17 protein-coding genes are annotated in these 17140 nt (G+C 62.6%); 6 read left to right on the forward strand and 11 right to left on the reverse strand.

Annotated elements, in window-relative coordinates:
* Positions 1–16: 16 nt before the first annotated feature.
* Together ACRWQA_RS18085 and ACRWQA_RS18090 are read right to left on the reverse strand one after the other, a co-directional pair.
* The gene (locus ACRWQA_RS18085; RefSeq protein WP_434228008.1) at positions 17–790 is read right to left on the reverse strand and encodes an RsiV family protein; all 774 of its coding nucleotides are present in this window, start codon (positions 788–790) and stop codon (positions 17–19) included.
* Between the two features lie 60 nt (positions 791–850).
* On the reverse strand, positions 851–1714 hold the full coding sequence (locus ACRWQA_RS18090; RefSeq protein ID WP_434228006.1) for a helix-turn-helix domain-containing protein: 864 nt from the start codon (positions 1712–1714) through the stop codon (positions 851–853).
* Positions 1715–1919: 205 nt separating this feature from the next.
* Here ACRWQA_RS18090 and ACRWQA_RS18095 point away from each other — a divergent pair, with 205 nt between their 5' ends.
* Both ACRWQA_RS18095 and ACRWQA_RS18100 read left to right on the forward strand, forming a co-directional pair.
* Entirely contained in the window at positions 1920–2963 is a 1044-nt protein-coding gene (locus tag ACRWQA_RS18095; protein ID WP_263582512.1) for an aldo/keto reductase, read from the forward strand.
* A gap of 245 nt (positions 2964–3208) precedes the next feature.
* Positions 3209–3592: a hypothetical protein gene (locus ACRWQA_RS18100; RefSeq protein WP_263582511.1), complete on the forward strand. Its 384-nt coding sequence runs from the start codon at positions 3209–3211 to the stop codon at positions 3590–3592.
* Between the two features lie 114 nt (positions 3593–3706).
* Here the strand turns inward: ACRWQA_RS18100 and ACRWQA_RS18105 are convergent, their stop codons facing one another.
* Together ACRWQA_RS18105 and ACRWQA_RS18110 are read right to left on the reverse strand one after the other, a co-directional pair.
* On the reverse strand, positions 3707–5434 hold the full coding sequence (locus ACRWQA_RS18105) for a mechanosensitive ion channel family protein (protein WP_434228003.1): 1728 nt from the start codon (positions 5432–5434) through the stop codon (positions 3707–3709).
* Positions 5435–5658: 224 nt separating this feature from the next.
* Complete coding sequence (locus tag ACRWQA_RS18110; protein WP_263582509.1) at positions 5659–6270, reverse strand: NAD(P)-dependent oxidoreductase; 612 nt, start codon at positions 6268–6270, stop codon at positions 5659–5661.
* Positions 6271–6419: 149 nt separating this feature from the next.
* On the opposite strand from ACRWQA_RS18110, the gene ACRWQA_RS18115 reads away from it, so the two are divergent.
* The gene (locus ACRWQA_RS18115) at positions 6420–6797 is read left to right on the forward strand and encodes a winged helix-turn-helix transcriptional regulator (protein WP_263582508.1); all 378 of its coding nucleotides are present in this window, start codon (positions 6420–6422) and stop codon (positions 6795–6797) included.
* 106 nt (positions 6798–6903) lie between these two features.
* Complete coding sequence (locus ACRWQA_RS18120) at positions 6904–7494, forward strand: NADPH-dependent FMN reductase (protein WP_434228001.1); 591 nt, start codon at positions 6904–6906, stop codon at positions 7492–7494.
* Between the two features lie 47 nt (positions 7495–7541).
* Here ACRWQA_RS18120 and ACRWQA_RS18125 read toward each other — a convergent pair whose 3' ends face one another.
* The 4 genes from ACRWQA_RS18125 to ACRWQA_RS18140 form a co-directional block, all read right to left on the reverse strand.
* The gene (locus ACRWQA_RS18125) at positions 7542–8858 is read right to left on the reverse strand and encodes a TRAP transporter large permease (RefSeq protein ID WP_434228000.1); all 1317 of its coding nucleotides are present in this window, start codon (positions 8856–8858) and stop codon (positions 7542–7544) included.
* A gap of 1 nt (position 8859) precedes the next feature.
* Positions 8860–9396 carry a TRAP transporter small permease subunit gene (locus tag ACRWQA_RS18130; protein ID WP_263582505.1) on the reverse strand — a complete coding sequence of 179 codons (537 nt, stop codon included), beginning with the start codon at positions 9394–9396 and terminating at the stop codon, positions 8860–8862.
* Positions 9397–9457: 61 nt separating this feature from the next.
* A complete protein-coding gene (gene dctP, locus ACRWQA_RS18135) occupies positions 9458–10519 on the reverse strand; it encodes a TRAP transporter substrate-binding protein DctP (RefSeq protein ID WP_263582504.1) in 1062 nt (353 codons plus the stop codon).
* A 91-nt stretch (positions 10520–10610) separates the two neighbouring features.
* Positions 10611–11525 carry a dihydrodipicolinate synthase family protein gene (locus ACRWQA_RS18140; RefSeq protein ID WP_434227997.1) on the reverse strand — a complete coding sequence of 305 codons (915 nt, stop codon included), beginning with the start codon at positions 11523–11525 and terminating at the stop codon, positions 10611–10613.
* Positions 11526–11633: 108 nt separating this feature from the next.
* On the opposite strand from ACRWQA_RS18140, the gene ACRWQA_RS18145 reads away from it, so the two are divergent.
* Positions 11634–12275, forward strand: a complete 642-nt coding sequence (locus tag ACRWQA_RS18145; RefSeq protein ID WP_263582502.1) for a GntR family transcriptional regulator — start codon at positions 11634–11636, stop codon at positions 12273–12275.
* Positions 12276–12370: 95 nt separating this feature from the next.
* On the opposite strand, the gene ACRWQA_RS18150 is transcribed toward ACRWQA_RS18145, so the two are convergent.
* The 3 genes from ACRWQA_RS18150 to ACRWQA_RS18160 all read right to left on the reverse strand — a co-directional run bounded on the left by ACRWQA_RS18150 (position 12371) and on the right by ACRWQA_RS18160 (position 15678).
* Positions 12371–13582: a DNA glycosylase AlkZ-like family protein gene (locus ACRWQA_RS18150; RefSeq protein WP_263582501.1), complete on the reverse strand. Its 1212-nt coding sequence runs from the start codon at positions 13580–13582 to the stop codon at positions 12371–12373.
* A 49-nt stretch (positions 13583–13631) separates the two neighbouring features.
* Positions 13632–14522, reverse strand: coding sequence for a GTP cyclohydrolase FolE2 (gene folE2 / locus ACRWQA_RS18155; RefSeq protein WP_434227994.1), 891 nt, complete (start codon positions 14520–14522; stop codon positions 13632–13634).
* A gap of 103 nt (positions 14523–14625) precedes the next feature.
* Positions 14626–15678: a CobW family GTP-binding protein gene (locus ACRWQA_RS18160; protein WP_434227992.1), complete on the reverse strand. Its 1053-nt coding sequence runs from the start codon at positions 15676–15678 to the stop codon at positions 14626–14628.
* A 218-nt stretch (positions 15679–15896) separates the two neighbouring features.
* Between ACRWQA_RS18160 and aztD the strand changes: the two genes are divergently transcribed.
* Complete coding sequence (gene aztD / locus ACRWQA_RS18165) at positions 15897–17120, forward strand: zinc metallochaperone AztD (protein ID WP_263582498.1); 1224 nt, start codon at positions 15897–15899, stop codon at positions 17118–17120.
* The last annotated feature ends 20 nt before the right edge of the window (positions 17121–17140 follow it).

A 17140-nucleotide genomic window follows, 5' to 3' on the forward strand; every position in this document is an offset into this window, starting at 1 on the left:
TCTTCCAACCGAGGCCCTATTCTCGACCTAGATAGCGCGGCTTGGCGATACCCTCAAGCTCATCGAGGGGAATGTGGAGTTCCGGCTGGCCAACGGCGTAGGGAGCGATCTCGTAGACGTTGTACCTGACCGCCCAGGCCGACTCCAAAGGCGCCACGTTGCGGCTTTCGTGCAGCGGCCAGTTGGCGGCGAAGCCATCGTCCTGCTCCAACTCCCGGAGCCAGCGCTCATGGGCACGGATCAGGGCCTCGTAGAATGCCGCCTCCTGGTCGTCGAGCAGCATGTCGTCGAGCGTGACCACCTGCCTCAGGCGCTCATCGATGACCATGAACTCGGTCAACGGCATACCATGAGCCTGCCCCGCATGATAGACGTAGCCATCAAGCTCGATGATCAGCAGCTCGTCATGCCGAGCCATCGCCTCTGCCTCGAGCCGGACATGGCTGGCGGAGTGTGTGGCGTACTGGCGTGTTTCCCTGGCCTGCTCGAAGAAGGCCTCGGCGAAGGCTTCCCAGGAATCGGTCGGCCACTCGGTCTCGCCATCGGTGATCCCCTGCCCCATGAGGAGCAGCCGCGTGCGCACATGGGCACTCAATTCCGGCGAATCAGGAAAATGGATCGCACTCACTTCCACCGTCGCACAACGCTCCTCCGGGCAATCGGTTTCCACGAAACTTGTCTCGAAAGGCTCGTAGGCGATCTCGCTCGCCTGGAGCTGCGTCTCCTCGGCCTGGCACCCGGCCAGCAGCATCACCCCCGCGGCCAGCACGGCTACATTGCGACACGACATTCTGCACTTCTCCCTGTTATGCGACCCATGTCGCCTCGCTGCTCCGCTCGCCCCGCCGCCTCAGGCGTGAAGCACTGCCTCCGAGCGCTCCACGAAGGCCTTCATTTTTTCCTCGGTATCCGTATCGCCGGTCGGCACATAGGTGATCAAGTGCAGCGGCACGTCATTGCTACCGGCCACTTGCAGGATGGCGTAATCGAAGGAGAGCCGGCCTGCGCCGGGATGCTCGTAGACCTTCACACCGTCATGGGGCAAGCAGACATCATGTTCGTCCCACCATTGGGAAAACGCTGGGCTGCGTGACAGCAACAGCTCGACGAGTTCGTTGAACCAGGGATCGTCGAGGTAGCGGGCCTGGGTCAGGCGCAGCTTGGCGACACAGTCCCGGGCATGTTCCTCCCAGTCCACCAGCATGCGGCGCATCCGCGGGTTCAGAAAGAGTTGATGGATGCCGTTCCGCTCGATCCCGCGCATGCCGTGAAGATCGCCATGAATGACAGTCGCCGCCCGGTTCCAGGCCAGGATGTCCGAGCGGGCTCCCATGATCCAGGCCGGGCAGCACGCCAGTTGATCCATCAGTCGCTGGAGCTGCGCGCCCACCACCGCCTCGCGCGCCAGCCCGGCGCCGCCGTTCTCCAGGCCATAGCCTCCCAGGGTGAGGAGGTGCTGCTGTTCGGCAGGCTCCAGCTTTAGCGCGCCGGCGATGCGTTGCAGGGTATCCATCGACGGATGCACGTCGCGCATCTGTTCCAGCCAGGCATACCACTCGGTACTGATCCCGGCCAGTTCGGCCACCTCTTCTCGGCGCAGGCCGGGCGTGCGCCGCCGCGCGCCCCGCGGCAGGCCGACCTGCTCGGGCTGCAGCCGGGCACGCCGGATCCTGAGGAAGGTAGCGATCTCGCTGCGACGGATGTTGCTGAGCACGTTGCGTTTCCTTGGGGGGAAGTACGAATACCAGAATAGCGCGTCCCTGAACGATGTCTCACGGCTTGCGTATCGTCTCATCGTACACCGCAGTCAACCGTGAGTGGCAGCGGTACCGACCATCCTCGACAGGAGATGAACCGAACCATCACTACGCTGGACAACTGCCACACTATACCTCTGCAAGAAAAGTAAGGAGCACCGCATGCAATATCGCAAACTCGGCAATACCGGCCTCTTCGTTTCCCAGTTCTGCCTGGGCACCATGACCTTCGGTGGCGAAGGCGAACTCTGGAGCAAGATCGGCAACCTGCAACAGAGCGATGCCGAGGGGCTGATCGCCCGCGCGCTGGAGGCCGGCATCAACTTCATCGACACCGCCGATGTCTATTCCGAGGGGCTTTCGGAGCGCATGACCGGCCAGGCCCTGAAGAACCTCGGCGTACCGCGCGACGAAGTGGTCGTCGCCACCAAGGTATTCGGCGAAACCGGCCGGGGCGTCAACGCCAGAGGGCTGTCCCGCTATCACATCATGGAAGGCGTGAAGGCGAGCCTGAAACGCCTGCAGCTCGACCACGTCGACCTCTACCAGGTGCACGGCTTCGACCCCGCCACGCCCATCGAAGAGACCCTGAGCGCGCTGGACACCCTGGTCCAGCATGGCCATGTGCGCTATGTCGGCGTCTCCAACTGGGCGGCCTGGCAGATCGTCAAGGCGCTCGGTATCGCCGAACGCAAGGGGCTGAACCGCTTCCAGTCACTGCAGGCCTACTACACCCTTGCCGGTCGCGACCTGGAACGCGAGATCGTTCCCATGCTGGAGAGCGAGGGCCTCGGGCTGATGGTGTGGAGCCCGCTCGCCGGCGGCCTGCTCAGCGGCAAGTACGCGCGCGACGGCCAAGCCGTTGGCGAAGGCCGCCGCGCCAACTTCGACTTTCCACCGGTGGAAAAAGATCGCGCCCATGACTGCGTCGACGCGATGCGCGGCATCGCCGAGGCCAAGGGCGTCAGCGTCGCCCAGATTGCGCTCGCCTGGCTGCTGCACCAGCCGGCGGTCACCAGCGTGATCGTCGGGGCCAAGCGCATCGACCAGCTCGACGACAACATTGCCGCCGCCCAGGTAGCGCTCAGCGATGAAGAACTCGCCGTACTCGATCGCGTCAGCCAGTTACCGCCCGAGTACCCGGGCTGGATGCTGGAACGCCAAGGTGAGTTCCGCCGTGAGCAGCTCGGTGCCCACAGCCGCTGAGAGAAAATGAAGAATGCCACCACCGCTACTTCTGTAGGCGAACTATGCTTAAGGAGCTGTCCAGCTCGCCCGCTCCAATGCCATTGCCCTTACGATGGCTGCCCTTGTGAGCAAGGCGAGGTGAACTCAGGAAAGGGACGGCGGTGGCCGTGGCGCTGGTATGCAGCGCCACGGTATTACAAGGAGCGGAGCGGCCGCCGACAGGGGCTGCTCGCATAGGGACACGATGTCCAAGGAGTCATGCCATGTTGTCTCGCGATATTCTCAAGCGAATCGGTGTGCTGGGAGTGACGATGGGCCTGGTTGCCAGCCCCCTCGCCTGGTCGGCCGGTAGTGACAAGGAAACGGATGCCGCCGGCGGGCAAGGCGGTACCTCCACCATGACGGAAGGCACCTCCGGCACCGCAGGCTCTTCCGGGGCGGTTGGAACGGAGGCCGAGAAAAAGCCCCAATGGGAAGAGGAAGAAAATGGCGAGATGGAGCCGGAAGGCACCGGTGACGGCTCCGGCGAAGTGAGTAGTGACCCGGGGGCGCCAGGCGTGGACGGAGGTGAAGGTACGCAGGGAGGTGAGGCACCCGACCCGAGCGATACCGACAATACCCAAGACGCAGAAGAGGATGAGACCTGATTAAGGAGGGAATCAACGTGGTTCCGACAGGGCCCGGCAATGCCGGGCCCTGTCGTATCTGTCCTCAAAGGGTGTCAAAGCTGCACGATGTCTTCGGGCCGGCCCCCGGAGGCATCAGCCTTCCTCGTCGCCCCCCGGAGCTGACTCATGAGGGGATCGGCGAGAGCCTGGATGCTCGCCCTTGGCGATATCGCGATGGCTGATGACCACCACCTCCCTCGGCCACCACTCGGGATGGTTGTCCCTGATGAAAGTCATCAGCTTCTCGCGGATGTTCATCTCCGCTATCCAGCCGGCAAAGGGATCGGAGGCCATGAGGTAGCAGGAGATGGTCTGCGCTCTCTCGGTCTGCCCCGTCACGTAACACGACAGCTTGTGGTGCTCGACGACGTTCTCCTCCTCCTTGGCGTACTCCAGGAACTTCTCCCTGATGACCTGGGTATCGGCACTAAGATGGACGACAAGCTCCAGCGTCCGGTACATCTTGGCACTCTTGACGGAGAGGTTCTCGAAGGGCTGGGAGACGAAGTACGTCACCGGTACGATCAGGCGCCGCTCATCCCAGCTCCTCAACCGGATAAAGGTGTAGAAGATGCCTTCCACATAGCACCACTGCCCCTCGAACATCACCAGGTCGCCGATGCGTATGGGCTTCGCCAGGGAGACCTGAAAAGAGGAAAGGATATTGCCGAGCACTGCCTGGCCCGCGATACCCACCAGCACAGCCAAGACACTGGCCGACGCCAGAAGCGACATACCCAGCGTCTCGAACAGCTGGATCTGGCTCAGTACGTAGACGGAAACGGCAACCACCGTGATCAGGATGATGACCCGGCGCAGCGCGTAGAGCGTGGTGAGCAGCTTGCGCTCGTCCTTGGGCTTGGTGTCGTCGATCTCCCCCACGATGCGCCGCGTCACCTTGAGCAGGAGAGTGTCGACCAGGCGCAGCGCAATCGTACCGACGCCCCAGGCCACAATGATGATGAGCATTACACGAATGAATGAGGTGGCCATGGCCGTAAAAGAGACCACGTAGTCGAGCAGTAGCTGGGCAACGAATGACATGACCAGAAGTGCCATGGGCCCCCTGATCCGGCCTGCAAAGATGCTCGGCGCCCCGTTGGGGAACCAGTGCGCCAGCAAGCCGACCAGGCCGTAGACCCCCCAACCCACCAGACCGATCACAAGCAGGAACACCGGTATGGCGATCCACTCCCAGATCTCCAGCACTCCGAGCGACGCCTTGAATCGCTCCGGAATGTACTCCTCCAACATCGAGGGCCCGAACTCTTCATAAAGCCGGGGGATCGACGAAAGGCTGTCTGGTGTGATCAGCCAGACCGGCGCCTCGTCACCCATTCGATATCGGCCCAGGCGGATGTCATAGGTCTGGCCCTGGGCCTCGAGCGATGCCAGCGCGAGATTGCGACGCGGCTCGCCGGTCTGTGGGTGTTGGCCCGACGGGTCTTCGATGGCTGCATCCTGACGCCCGGAAAGGTTGGAGGCTTCGATCCACTCGCCACGCCGAAACACGGTCGCCAGTTGCTTGGCCAACTGCGCCCCCCTCTCTGGTTGCTCCGCGGGGCTCAGGTCGGAGAGATTGAGGACATGCGCCGCTGCGGAGAATTCCTCCTGTTCGGTAAGTTCGAGAAAGCTACGGATCGATTCGCGCGGTGTCTCTCGCTTGACCTCCTCGGGCGCCTCGCCAAGCCCTTCGTTCAACGAGTCGACGGTGAACCATTGATTCTCTTCGCTCTCGTCCTCCTGCGCTTGCGCCATGCACAGGCCGGAAAAGAGTAGCGCCAACGCCAACGCCAGCAGCCACGAGCCGTTTGCTTTCATATACCTCGTTCCCATAGATGCAAAGCCGCTGTCGACTCCTTGTGACAGCGCCGTTCAGACCTGACAAATCAGCGCCAGGTACCAGGCTACCCCGCTCAGGGGCTGGTCGCAGTACAGCTTACCGACTACCGCTTCGTCCAGTCTGGTACCGGCGCCGAGTCTTCAGGGCGAAGCGGTCGATGACGTCTCCAATCTTGATTGGTGCGGTGTGTGGGACACCAGCATCAGTAGCCCACGGTAAAGCGCTGACGCACGTGGGCGGGGCGCTCGAGCTCGTCGATCAGGGCAATGGCGTAGTCTTCGAACGAGATGCTGGAGCCTTGCTCGTTGCTCAGCAACGTATCCTTGCCGAGGCGGAAATCGCCGGTACGTTCGCCCGGCACGAACAGCGCCGAGGGTGACAGGAAGGTCCAGTCAAGATCCTCGACGGCCCTCAGGCGCTCCAGGAAGGCCACGCCTGCGCTCGCTTCACCCTTGTATTCGGCCGGAAAGTCCGGCTGGTCGATCAGGCGCTGGCCAGGGGCGACCTCCAGGCTGCCGGCGCCGCCCACCACCAGGTAGCGCTTTACGCCCGAGTCGCGCACCGCGCCGATCAGCGTATCGGCATCGCTGGCGGTAAAGTGCACCGAGCTGATCACCGCATCGTGGCCGCGCAGCATTTCGGTCAGCCCCGCGCGGTCGTAAACATCTCCTTGGCGGGCCATGACCCCAGGCAGCTTGGCGATTCTTTCGGGATGACGGGCGATGGCAGTCACCAGATGACTGCGCTCGGAGAGTTCCGTGAGGATACGCGAGCCCGCGTTGCCTGAGGCGCCGATGAGAGCGACGTTTGCCATGATCAAGTTCTCCTTGGTTTGAATTACAGACCTGGTCTAACAAATAGACCTAAGCGGCAAACTATGGTACTTCTCATTCATCCGCAAGAAGTCACCGCGGTGGGACCCGGTCACACCGCGATGACTCATGAGTGCCCAAGGAGCCCGCCATGACTCAACAACAATCCGAGATCGTCGCATTCGACCATCCCTGCCCCATCCGCGACGTACTCGACCGCATCGGCGATCAATGGAGCGTTCTCGTACTGCTGACCCTGCAGCCCGGCACCAGGCGCTTCAACGAGCTGATGCGCGAGATCGGCGACATTTCCAAGCAGATGCTCTCGCGCACCCTCAAGCACCTGGAACAGGATGGCTTCATCACCCGCACGGTCTATCCGGAAGTACCACCGCGAGTGGAGTACGACCTCACCGAACTCGGCCGCTCCTTCCTCGCACCGATGCAGGCCCTGGTGACCTGGGCCGATGCCAATCACCGTACCATTGCCGAGTCTCGGAAGCGTTATCGGGGCGGAGAAGGTAAGTGAATCGCTGTGGCTGGACTATCTTCACTTCAGGTAGCGATGGCCAGTCTTCGATAGCAACGCCGACCGTCCATCGCGTTTCATCCGCCCTTCAAGCAAGGTTCGTGAAATGGCCGACCGCATTCTCGTGCTCTATGGTTCCTATCGTTCCGACCGCGCCGGCATTCGCCTGGCCGACTATACCGTGCGAACCCTGAACGCACGCGGCTTCGAGGCAGAGCTGATCGACGCCAAGCAGGTCGATCTGCCGATGCTGGATCGCATGTACAAGGAGTACCCCGCCGGTGAAGCGCCGGAGGCAATGGAAACCCTGGCGGGCAAGATTCGCGAGGCAGATGGCTTCGTGTTCGTGACCGGGGAATACAATTGGGGCATGCAGCCCGGCCTCAAGAACCTGACCGATCACTTCCTGGATGAGTGGTTCTGGCGGCCGGCGGGCATCGTAAGTTATTCGGCGGGCCGCCTGGGCGGCGCACGCTCCGCCCTGGTCTGGCACGGCACTCTCGCCGAAATGGGCATGGTGGTTATCTCCAGCTCGGTGACCGTCGGTCCCATCGCGAAGACCCTGGACGAAAACGGCAACCCCACCGGCGATGCCGGCCAGTCGTTGGAGCGCTCCTTTTCACGCTTCGCCGACGACCTAAGTTGGTGGATGGAAGCGGCGAAAAGGCAGAAAGAGCGTAAGGCACCGCCGTTTTGATGCCCGTCCGGTCATCCAAGACCCAAGCGCTTGGGTAGGTCGACCCACTACAGCCCCACCAGAATCGAGGGCAGGTAGGTGGCTGCGCTCGGGAACAGCAGTACCGCGATCAATACTGCCAGTTGTGCCAGCACGAAGGGCATCACCCCTCGGTACATGTGCCCGTAAGTCATGGAGGGAGGGGCGATCGATTTCAGGTAGAAGATCGAAGGCGCCATGGGCGGAGTGAGATAGGAAGTCTGGATCACGATCATCACCAGCACGGCGAACCAGATCGGGTCGATCCCGAGTGCCCTGATCACCGGCGTGAAGATGGGCACACAAATCAGGACGATGGAAATCCAGTCGAGCACGAAGCCGGCAACGAAGACGATGGCGAGGAACAGGGCTACTACGCCCGTAGGCCCAAGGCCGAGGGTGTCGACCAATCCGCGCACCAGGCCACCGCCGCCAGTAACGGCAAAGATGGAAGTAAACATGGTGCCGCCCACCACGATCAGCATGATCATGCAGGAAATGCGTATGGAGACTGCAAAGGCCTGACGCAGCATGGTGCGGTTCAGGTCCCCCATGACGGCTGCCAGCAGAAGCGTGCCGAGCGCCCCCACCGCAGCCGCCTCAGTGGGAGAGGCCATCCCCGACAGTAGCGAGCCCAGCACCGCGACGATCAGCGCCAGCGGAGGCACCAGCGCCTTGCCGGTAATGAAGAGTTTGTCACGTAAGGGCATGGCGATTTCTTCCGCCGATACTGGCGGGCCATCAGCGGGCCTAAGGATACAGCGCCCTACCACGTAGACGAGGAAGAACAGCACCATCAATGCACCGGGGATCATGATGGCCGCAAATAACTTGCCGATGGAAAGCTGGGCGATGGAGGCATAGATCACCACCACGATGGAGGGCGGGATGATGGTGCCAAGCGAGCCTCCGGCACAGATTGTACCCGCCGTCAGGCCGTTATCGTAGCCGTAGCGCTGCATAGCGGGGATGGCCATCATGCCCACCACGATCTCTACCGCGCCCACCACACCGGAAGCGGCGGCGAATATCGCGCACATGGCAATAGTGGCCACTCCCAGCCCGCCCGGCATCCGGCCAAACCAGAGCTGCAGCGCCTGGAAGAGTCTTAGTGCAATACCGGTACGCTCCAGCACTGCCCCCATCAGCACGAACAGGGGAATTGCCGCCAGGGTGAAGTTGGACGCAGTAGTCAGGACAGCCCCGTAAAGTTGCAAGAACAGGACATCGCCGAACGCGAAGAAACCAAAGCCGGCAGCCACGATAATGAGGCACAGCGAAACGGGAATACCGGCAAAGACCAGGACGAACAAAGCCGGAAACATGAGAACGGGGGTGATAGGCACGTTACAGGGCCTCCGTATCGGCGAGTTCATGACCGGTAGCGCCGGGGGCTTTATCTGCCAGTGCAAAGCGTGCGGCTTCCGCCAGGAGCTGCAGTGTCATGAACAGGAGACCTAGTGCCAGAACGGTGTAAAAGGGCCACATCAGCGGCGCCCAAGGGCTGACCATCTCCACTTGGCCACGCTCGAAGGCGCGCAGAGCCTTGCGCAAGGCAAACCAGGTAAGTGCACCGAAGATGGGAGCCAGAACCAGGGCATAGATAACGGCGTTGAGAAGCTGCTGGAACCGCAGGGGCAGGCGTGTCGACAGGAAGTCGATGCGCACATGAGCATCCTCCTTGAGCGCATAGGCTGCGCCCATGAGGAAGATGGTACCGTTGAGCATATAGGAGATATCGAAGGCCCAGATGGTCGGCGTACCAAACACATAGCGGGCGATGACTTCGAACATCATGGAGCCGACTAGAGCGGCCAGCATGAGCATGGCGAGAAAGCCGGAAAAGTCGGCAACCCTGTCGATGGCATCCAATGTCTTGCGCATTTTCCCTTTCCCCCGGAATAACACGGGCCGATCCTGACAGGCACCGGCCCAGGCGTTCTGGCTACTTGCCGTCGCGAACCAGGTATTTCGAACCTTCCGTCCAACGCTGCTGATAGTTGAGATAGTCTTCCAGCACCTCCCCCATCAGCGGCTTGCCGTTTGCGGCTTGTGACTCGGCTTGGGCGCGTGCCCAGTTGCGGCCTGCCTCGCGCAGGGTCTGGATGGTGTCAGGCTCGAGCTCTATGATCTCGACGTTGGTGTTTGCGTAGTCCTCCATGGCTTGCATGTCGGCGTCCAAGAAATAAGTGAAGCCCTCATAAGTCGTAAGCTTGGCGGCCATCTCGATCTTTTCCTGCAACTCCTCCGGCAGTTCGTTCCAGGTTTCCTGCTGCAGTACGACCTCCCAGACGAACGTTGGCTGGTGCACGCCCGGCAGAACCAGATAGGGCGCTACTTCGTGAAACCCCTCGGTCATGTTGGAGCCGGGAGTGGCCCATTCGACCGCATCGACGCCCCGGCGCTGAAGAAGCGTATAGATCTCGCCCGGCGGCACCACGGTGGGCACACCATTCAGATCGTTCTCCAGCACCGCCGCCCAGGCGCCGGCCGTCCGGTATTTAAGGTTTTCAAAATCCTCCACGGTGCGCAGCTCCACATTCGAATGAGCCAACACTTCCGTGGTCCCTACCCCCACGATCATGGATTTCAGTCCCATGTCCTCGGCGCGAAATTCGTACAGCCTTTCGGCACCGCCGCCCTCATAAAGCCAGGTCAAGGTGGCTTCCGCCGACATACCGCCTGGGAAACTGGCAAAAATGGCGTTGGTGGCATCCTGATTGGTCAGGTAAGTGGGGGTCGAATGGCCGGCTTCCACGACACCATCCTGCACCGCTTCGTAGACCTCGAGCGCAGGCACGATCACGCCGGCACCAAACGGCTGGATTTCCACGCGGCCATCGGTGAGCTTGTCCACGTTGTCGGCGAAGCGCACGAGGAAATTCTCGTAGAAGAAGCTGCCTTCGGGCACCGAGGTAGGGACGCGCCACGTCACCTCCTGAGCGTTGGCTTGCAGGCTGGCAACCACCGAACAGGCAGCGGCAGCGATCAGGGTTCTCTTGAGCATGGGATGGTTCCTTGTTGTTGGAGACCGCTTCGGTTGTCAGACGGGGCTGGTGCGGCTGGCAGCCCCGCCTTGTCGGCAAGTGTCAAGCGCTTCAGGTCGTCCCGCTGTCCAGCGAGAAGCGGGAAAGATCGGGCCGGCAGGCAAGTTGCGTTTCGATAATCTTCGTGACCCGCTCACGCTCGGCTCCCTGCAGGGGCAGACGAGGGCCGCGCACGCGGTCGTTGGAATTGTTGGCAAGGACTTCGGCCAGCTTGATGTTCTGCACGAGATTGGTCGAGACATCGAGATCGAGCAGCGGACGAAACCACCGGTAGATCTCGCGCGCTTCGCCGATACGGCCAGCCTTGATGAGTCGATGGATGGCCACGGTTTCATGGGGGAAGGCGACGACTAAGCCGGCGACCCAGCCGTGCGCGCCCATCACCAGACTTTCCATGGACAGATTGTCCACCCCGGTAAAGACATCGAAGCGTTCGCCGAAACGGCTGAGCACTTCCGTAACACGCCGGATGTCGTCGGTGGATTCCTTCATGGCGACGATCAGCTCTTCCGCGGCGAGTTCCTCGAACATGTCGAGGCTCACATCCACGCCATAGGCAACGGGGTTGTTGTAGACCATCACCGGCAGGCCGCCGGCGCGGGTCACGGACTTCAGGTGGGCCACGGTTTCATGGGGAGCGGATTTGTACGGCACACCCGGCAGCACCATGAAACCGTCGGCTCCGGCGATGGCAGCCGCTTGTGCCGCCTGTTCAGCCCGGTGCGTGGAGCTTTCGCAAACGGTCATCAGGACGGGGCGACTGCCGGCAACGGCTTTCGCGATACCCAGTAGTTCAAGTTTCTCTTCTGGCTCCAGGGTCATGGCCTCGCCCAGCGAGCCGCAGACGATGATCCCGTCCACGCCCGCATCGATCTGGTAGGCAAAGCAGCGCTCGTTTTCGGCCCGGTCGAGAGACCCGTCCGCCCTGAATTTGGTGGTGACCGCGGGGAAAACTCCTTGCCACATGATTGTGCCCTCTGGATTTTTGATATACCAAAGATATATCAACGAGGGTTGCAAGTTGTCAAGGGTTGATATATCAATCGCGGTTCGATTCGATCAAGCGAGACAGACGTGCTGGAAAACACTACCTCTCAGGCCCACGCCGCCTACCGAATTCTCGAGAGCATGATCGTGACGCTCAAGCTGCGCCCGGGCAGTGTCGTGACGGAGAAGAAGCTGATCGACATCGTCGGGCTGGGGCGCACCCCCGTGCGTGAGGCACTGCAGAAACTCTCCTGGGAGGGGCTGATCGAGATCAAGCCTCGCGCGGGTGTGATGGTGGCTGACATTCGGCCCGAGGATTATCTACGGGTGATGGAGCCTCGCCTGGTGCTGGAGCCGCTGCTGGCGCGGTCAGCGGCCCGGTATGGAGACGCCACCCACAGGGCTCGGCTGGCCGAATGCGCCCAGGCCATGCAGGAAAGTGCGCGACAGCAGGATATCGAGGGCTTCCTGCAGGCGGATAAGGAGTTCGATGAAACGCTGGACCAGGCATGCGATAACCGCTACCTCTCCAAGGTGCTGGCGCCGCTGCAGACTCATTCGCGTCGCTTCTGGTTCCGCTTCGGCTCGTCACAAGGCCCCGACATCTCGGCTGGCTACCATGTCAAGGTAATGGAGGCGATCGAGCGTGCGGAGGAGGACTTGGCGGAGCAGACCATGCGGGAACTGATGCAGTATCTACGGCAAGTGGCCATCGACCTGGTGGCCTGAGCAAGAAAGGATCGAAGACAGGCTGCCATGCGCGGTGGGGTCGTCCAGGCTGACGCTTGCCGAGTCGCGGAGGCGTTATCAGGCTTAAAGCAGAGTCATTTGAGCGCCCGCTGCCAGGCGCGCCGAGCTTCGCGACCGAGGCCCCTGGGCAGGACGAGACGAGTAGCGCCGAGGTAGGCAAGAAACTCACGGGCGGTTTGCTGAAGGGCCTCGGGCAGGCCCTCGGGAAGTCTGGTCGGAGGGATGTCGGGCTCCCAGTGCCAGGCGAGGAGGGTCACGGTGCCCTGCTCGCACCTGGCGTCGAAACGGGCAACGAAACGCTCGCCCCACAGCACCGGCAACACATAGTACCCCCAGCGCCGCTGGGCCTGAGGCTTGTAGACCTCCCAGACGTAATCGAAACCGAAAACGCGGGCGACACCGCCGCGGTCCCACATCAGCGGATCCAGCGGAGCGAGAAAACGCATTTCCCGGTTCGCGGAACCGGCCGAGTCGGGGGCCTCCTCCAAGGCCGAGAGCGCCTCGGGCGTGGTCCAATAGCCCGAGCCCTCCACGTCGAGTGCGACCAACTCTCCCCTGGCTATGGCCCGTGCGGCGATGCGGTTGCGCTCCGCACGCGAACAGGGCAGCAACCACACGGCGGCATCGGCAGTGGGACGCAGCAATCCAGCGGCCTGCACGCGACGGACCACCAGCCGTTGCAAGGCATCATCTTGCGTGGCGTCCGGCCCGCTCGCCCCCTGGGGCAGCACACGTTCTGGCAAGTCATAGGCATGGCGACCGCTGACCCGGTGGTGCGTCATCAAGCGTCCGGCGTCCCATAGCGCCTTGAGCAGGTGTCGCGAGCGTTTGGGGCCGTACCAACTGCCGCGCAATGCGGGGTCGGCCCGTTGATCGCCGAGCTCGAGGCTGGTGGCGGGGCCATGGCGCTCGACCTGTTCGACCAGGGCGAGGGCCTCCGGGGAATCGACATCCACGCCATGCTGCCGCCAGCGCCGTTCGAACCAGCGATGGAACGGCGCCTGGGCCCACCACTCTCCGGGCTGGATCAGGCTGGCCTGCTTGTCCCATCCATCGACCAGCAATCGCTGACGATAAGCCGCATGCAGCCAGTCACCCCGCCGGTATTCGGGCACCCGGGAGTGCAACACCAGGTCCGGGTTGGTACCGACCGGCGCCAGGGGATCGAACTGAATGGTCCCTAGCCGACGGATGACGCTCCCCAGAGGCGCTTGTTGAAAGTGATAGCGCACCAGCAGGCGGCGGGCATCAGCATGCGTCAGGGTCAAGCGTTGTTGAGCGGTCATCGGCAATCCTTTTACTGCGGCATACCCCATCTTAGGCGAACAGCCTACCTTAGCCCCAGTTCCACTCGCTGCGTGCCACGGCGTCGTGGGCATGCAGGCTTTCGCCATGCACCACACGCAGGGTGAAGCCCTCGATGCCGGTCTGGTCGCGCAGGGCATGGTGTAAGCGGCGCGCGGCGTCCTCGCAGAACATCAGGTTCTGGCCGTTGGCCAGGGCGAAGGCCTGCTCATCGATCCGCTTCACCGCCGTTTGCAGCGCAGTGCCCAGTGCTCGCTCAGCGCGTCCCACCAAGCGCAACAGCGGCAGCTCGTCCTGCCCGTCAGCCAGCCGCACCGAGAGGTGAGCCTGGCTGCGCTGGCTATGGGGCGTGGCCAGGATGCCCTGCTCGCTGCCCAGCCAGGCCCGCACCGCCTCACGGCTAACCGGCATGTCGGTGAAGTCCTCGTCGAAGGCCTGCTGGATCAACTGGCGCGAGAGTGCAGCCGAACAGGGGCAGGTGGAGGAGTAGCCCACCGTGAACTCGAGGGTCGCCTCGAAGCCTTGTTCGTCGCGGCGGCAGCGCAAGGTGAAGGGGTAGCGCTTCCAGCCTGATAGCGGGCTGATCAGGGCCGGGCGCTTGAGCATCGCCTCGCCGCTCAGGTCGAGGAAGGCCGTGCTGGAAAGCCCCGCATGGCTGTCGAGAAAAGTCTCCAGCACCGACGCCACTCGCACCAGCGAGATCTCCCGCTCCTCGAGTTCGACCAGTGCCAGGTAGAGGCGCGACATGTGGATGCCACGCGCGGTGGGGTCGTCCAGGCTGACGCCCGCCGAAGCGTAGCCGGTCACTCCCTGACCGGCTACCTGCAGCGGCAGGGCGATCTGCTCCATGCCGACCCAGCTCAAGGTGCCGAGGCGCGAGGCTGGCGCCAGGGCAATGTCTTCCAGCGGTAACCTGTTCATCGAAAGGGACTCTTTAGCTGTGCATGAGGTTTAGTAGTACGACATGGCTAAGCTGCCATGCTGATGAAGGCCCGGCCTGCCACTGGACCCGCTGCCACCCCGGTCAGATCACCCGCTCCGGCTGAAAATAGTCGAACAGCTGCGTGACCGCTGCGGGCGCCACCCCGTTGGTGATGAACACGAAACGCGAGATACCGTCGCTGCAGGCCTCGGCCGGCAATGGCTCCGGTGGGTGAAAGATGTGCTGCACGCCGTGCAGGGCCAGCGGTTCTTCCCGACCGGCAATCTTCACGATGGCCTTAACCCGCAGGATCTTTTCGCCAAGCAGCGACATCAGCAGGTCCAGCCAATCCTCGAGCACTTCCGCAGCGATGGGCTGCACGACGGTGAAGCAGAACGAGCGGATTTGTTCACCATGCCGGGTGAGATCAGGGTCTGATTGAGGTGCCAGCATCGAGACCAATGAACCGGCAGCGGGAGCCACCATACCCACCGCGGGCGACACCTGTGCATAGGAGGCCGCGCTCAGCCATTGCTCAGCATGGCGCTGCCGAACAGGCAGGCTGGCGCCGGTCAACTGCTCGGCCAAAACCTCACCGTGTCGCACCTGCAACTGCTCGGCAGCCGGGTTGATCCTGCTCAGGTGTTCGGCCAGCCGCGACAGCCGCGCTTCGTCAACCAGATCCGTCTTGGTGATCAACAACCGATCGGCGACGGCGACCTGGCGCTGCGATTCGCGATGAGCGTTCAGGGTCGAAATACCGCTGGCGGCATCCACCAGGCAGATCACGCCATCCAGGCGAAGTCGGTGAGCCAACCAGTAATCGGTTATCAGGGTTTGCAGGATGGGGGCCGGGTCGGCAAGCCCCGTGGTCTCGATGATCACCCGGGAGAAGGGCTCGCCACCCGCCCGCTCGATCGCATCGAAGGTCTGCTGCACGGTGTGGCTCAAGTCACCGCGAATGGTGCAGCACAGGCAACCGCTGCTCATTTCCACCACCGTTTGTTCGTCGCCCTCAACGACCAGCCGGTGGTCCAAACCTATATCGCCGAACTCGTTGATCACCACCAGCGCCTCTTTCATGGCGGGCTGGCGCACCAGTCGATTGAGCAGCGTGGTCTTGCCGCTACCGAGAAAGCCGGTCAATACGGTCACAGGAATCAGGTTTCTTGCATCAGGGCTCATACGCACCGTCACGGATCATGGACATGCCAACCGGGAGAGGCTTCGCCCCGTCGCCGGACACACCTTCCGAGGCCTAACCAGGCCAATGAAGGGAATCACATTGTTCACCCAAATAGAATGTTATAACGTAACGATTTTGGCAATAAATGTCACGTCGCCCTTCGATCAGGAAACCACGGAGTTCAGGAATGAAAAGAGCATTCTCTCGGTTTACCCTCTCCCTGCTGGCCGCCGGGCTGGCAGCCAGCAGCGCCCATGCCAAGGAAGCCACGGCCTGGCGGCTGTTTCTCTCCGACCACAGCGAGCCGGTCGTGCATGTCATCGACGCCGTGGAGGGCGAACGGTTGGCATCGTTCGATATTCATGGCGCGGCGACGCTCTATCGCAGCCACAGCGGTGAGACGGTCTATGCGGTGCAGGGCTCATCCGATGTCGTGACGGCCCTGGCTACGGGCATCGCATTTCACGGCCATGGCGACCACGCCGACATCGAGATAGGGGAGCCCCAACTGACCGGAACCGAGATCGAGGGTGGCTATCCGGTGCACTTCGTCGAGCACCAGGGCCACTGGGCCGCGTTCTTCGACAACGAAGGCGTTGCCCGGATCTTCCGCGAGCGCGATGTGCTGTCCGGAAGCGTCGAGCTTCGCGAAGTGGACTCGGGCGCCCCCCACCACGGCGTCATCATCCCCTATGGCGACTACGACCTGGTTTCCGAGCCACACCCCGAGGACCCTACCAACCTGCCCATCGGCATTCGGGTGCAGGATCGCGACGGCACCCGGGTGGGCGAGCTGGCCGAGTGCCCCGACCTGCATGGTGAGGCGGCAACGGGCAATCTGATGGCTTTTGCCTGTGCAACGGGCCTGCTGATCGTCCGCTCCGGGGATGGCGCGCCGGCCATCGAGCACCTGCCCTATCCCGACGCTCTCCGCGGTGGCAAGACGACCACCCTGGTCGGCGGCCGCGGGCTGCAATACTTCCTGGGCAACTATTACGATAGCCCCGACCGGAGCGCCGTGGTGCTGATCGATCCGAGCGAAGAGGAAGCCTTCCGCCTGGTCGAGCTGCCCACTCGCCGCGTGCACTTCGCCGTCGACCCGATCCGGGCCCGCTATGCCTACGTGTTCACCGAGGATGGCCAGCTTCATCAGCTCGACGTACTCGCCGGCGAGATCCGCCAATCGCTGCGGCTTACCGACCCGTATTCCATGGACGGCCACTGGCGGGATCCTCGCCCACGTGTGGTGGTTGCCGGCGAGCACGTCTTCGTGACCGACCCGCTCGAGGGCAAGCTACACCAGGTGGAAGCCACGAGCTTCGAGAAAATCGGCGAGATGGAAGTCGAAGGTGTGCCCTTCAGCATCGTGGCCGTAGGCGGCACCGGCGCCACGCACGACCACGGCCACTGAGGACCGCGCGGAGCGAGCCG

The organism is Billgrantia sp. C5P2 (assembly GCF_051062895.2).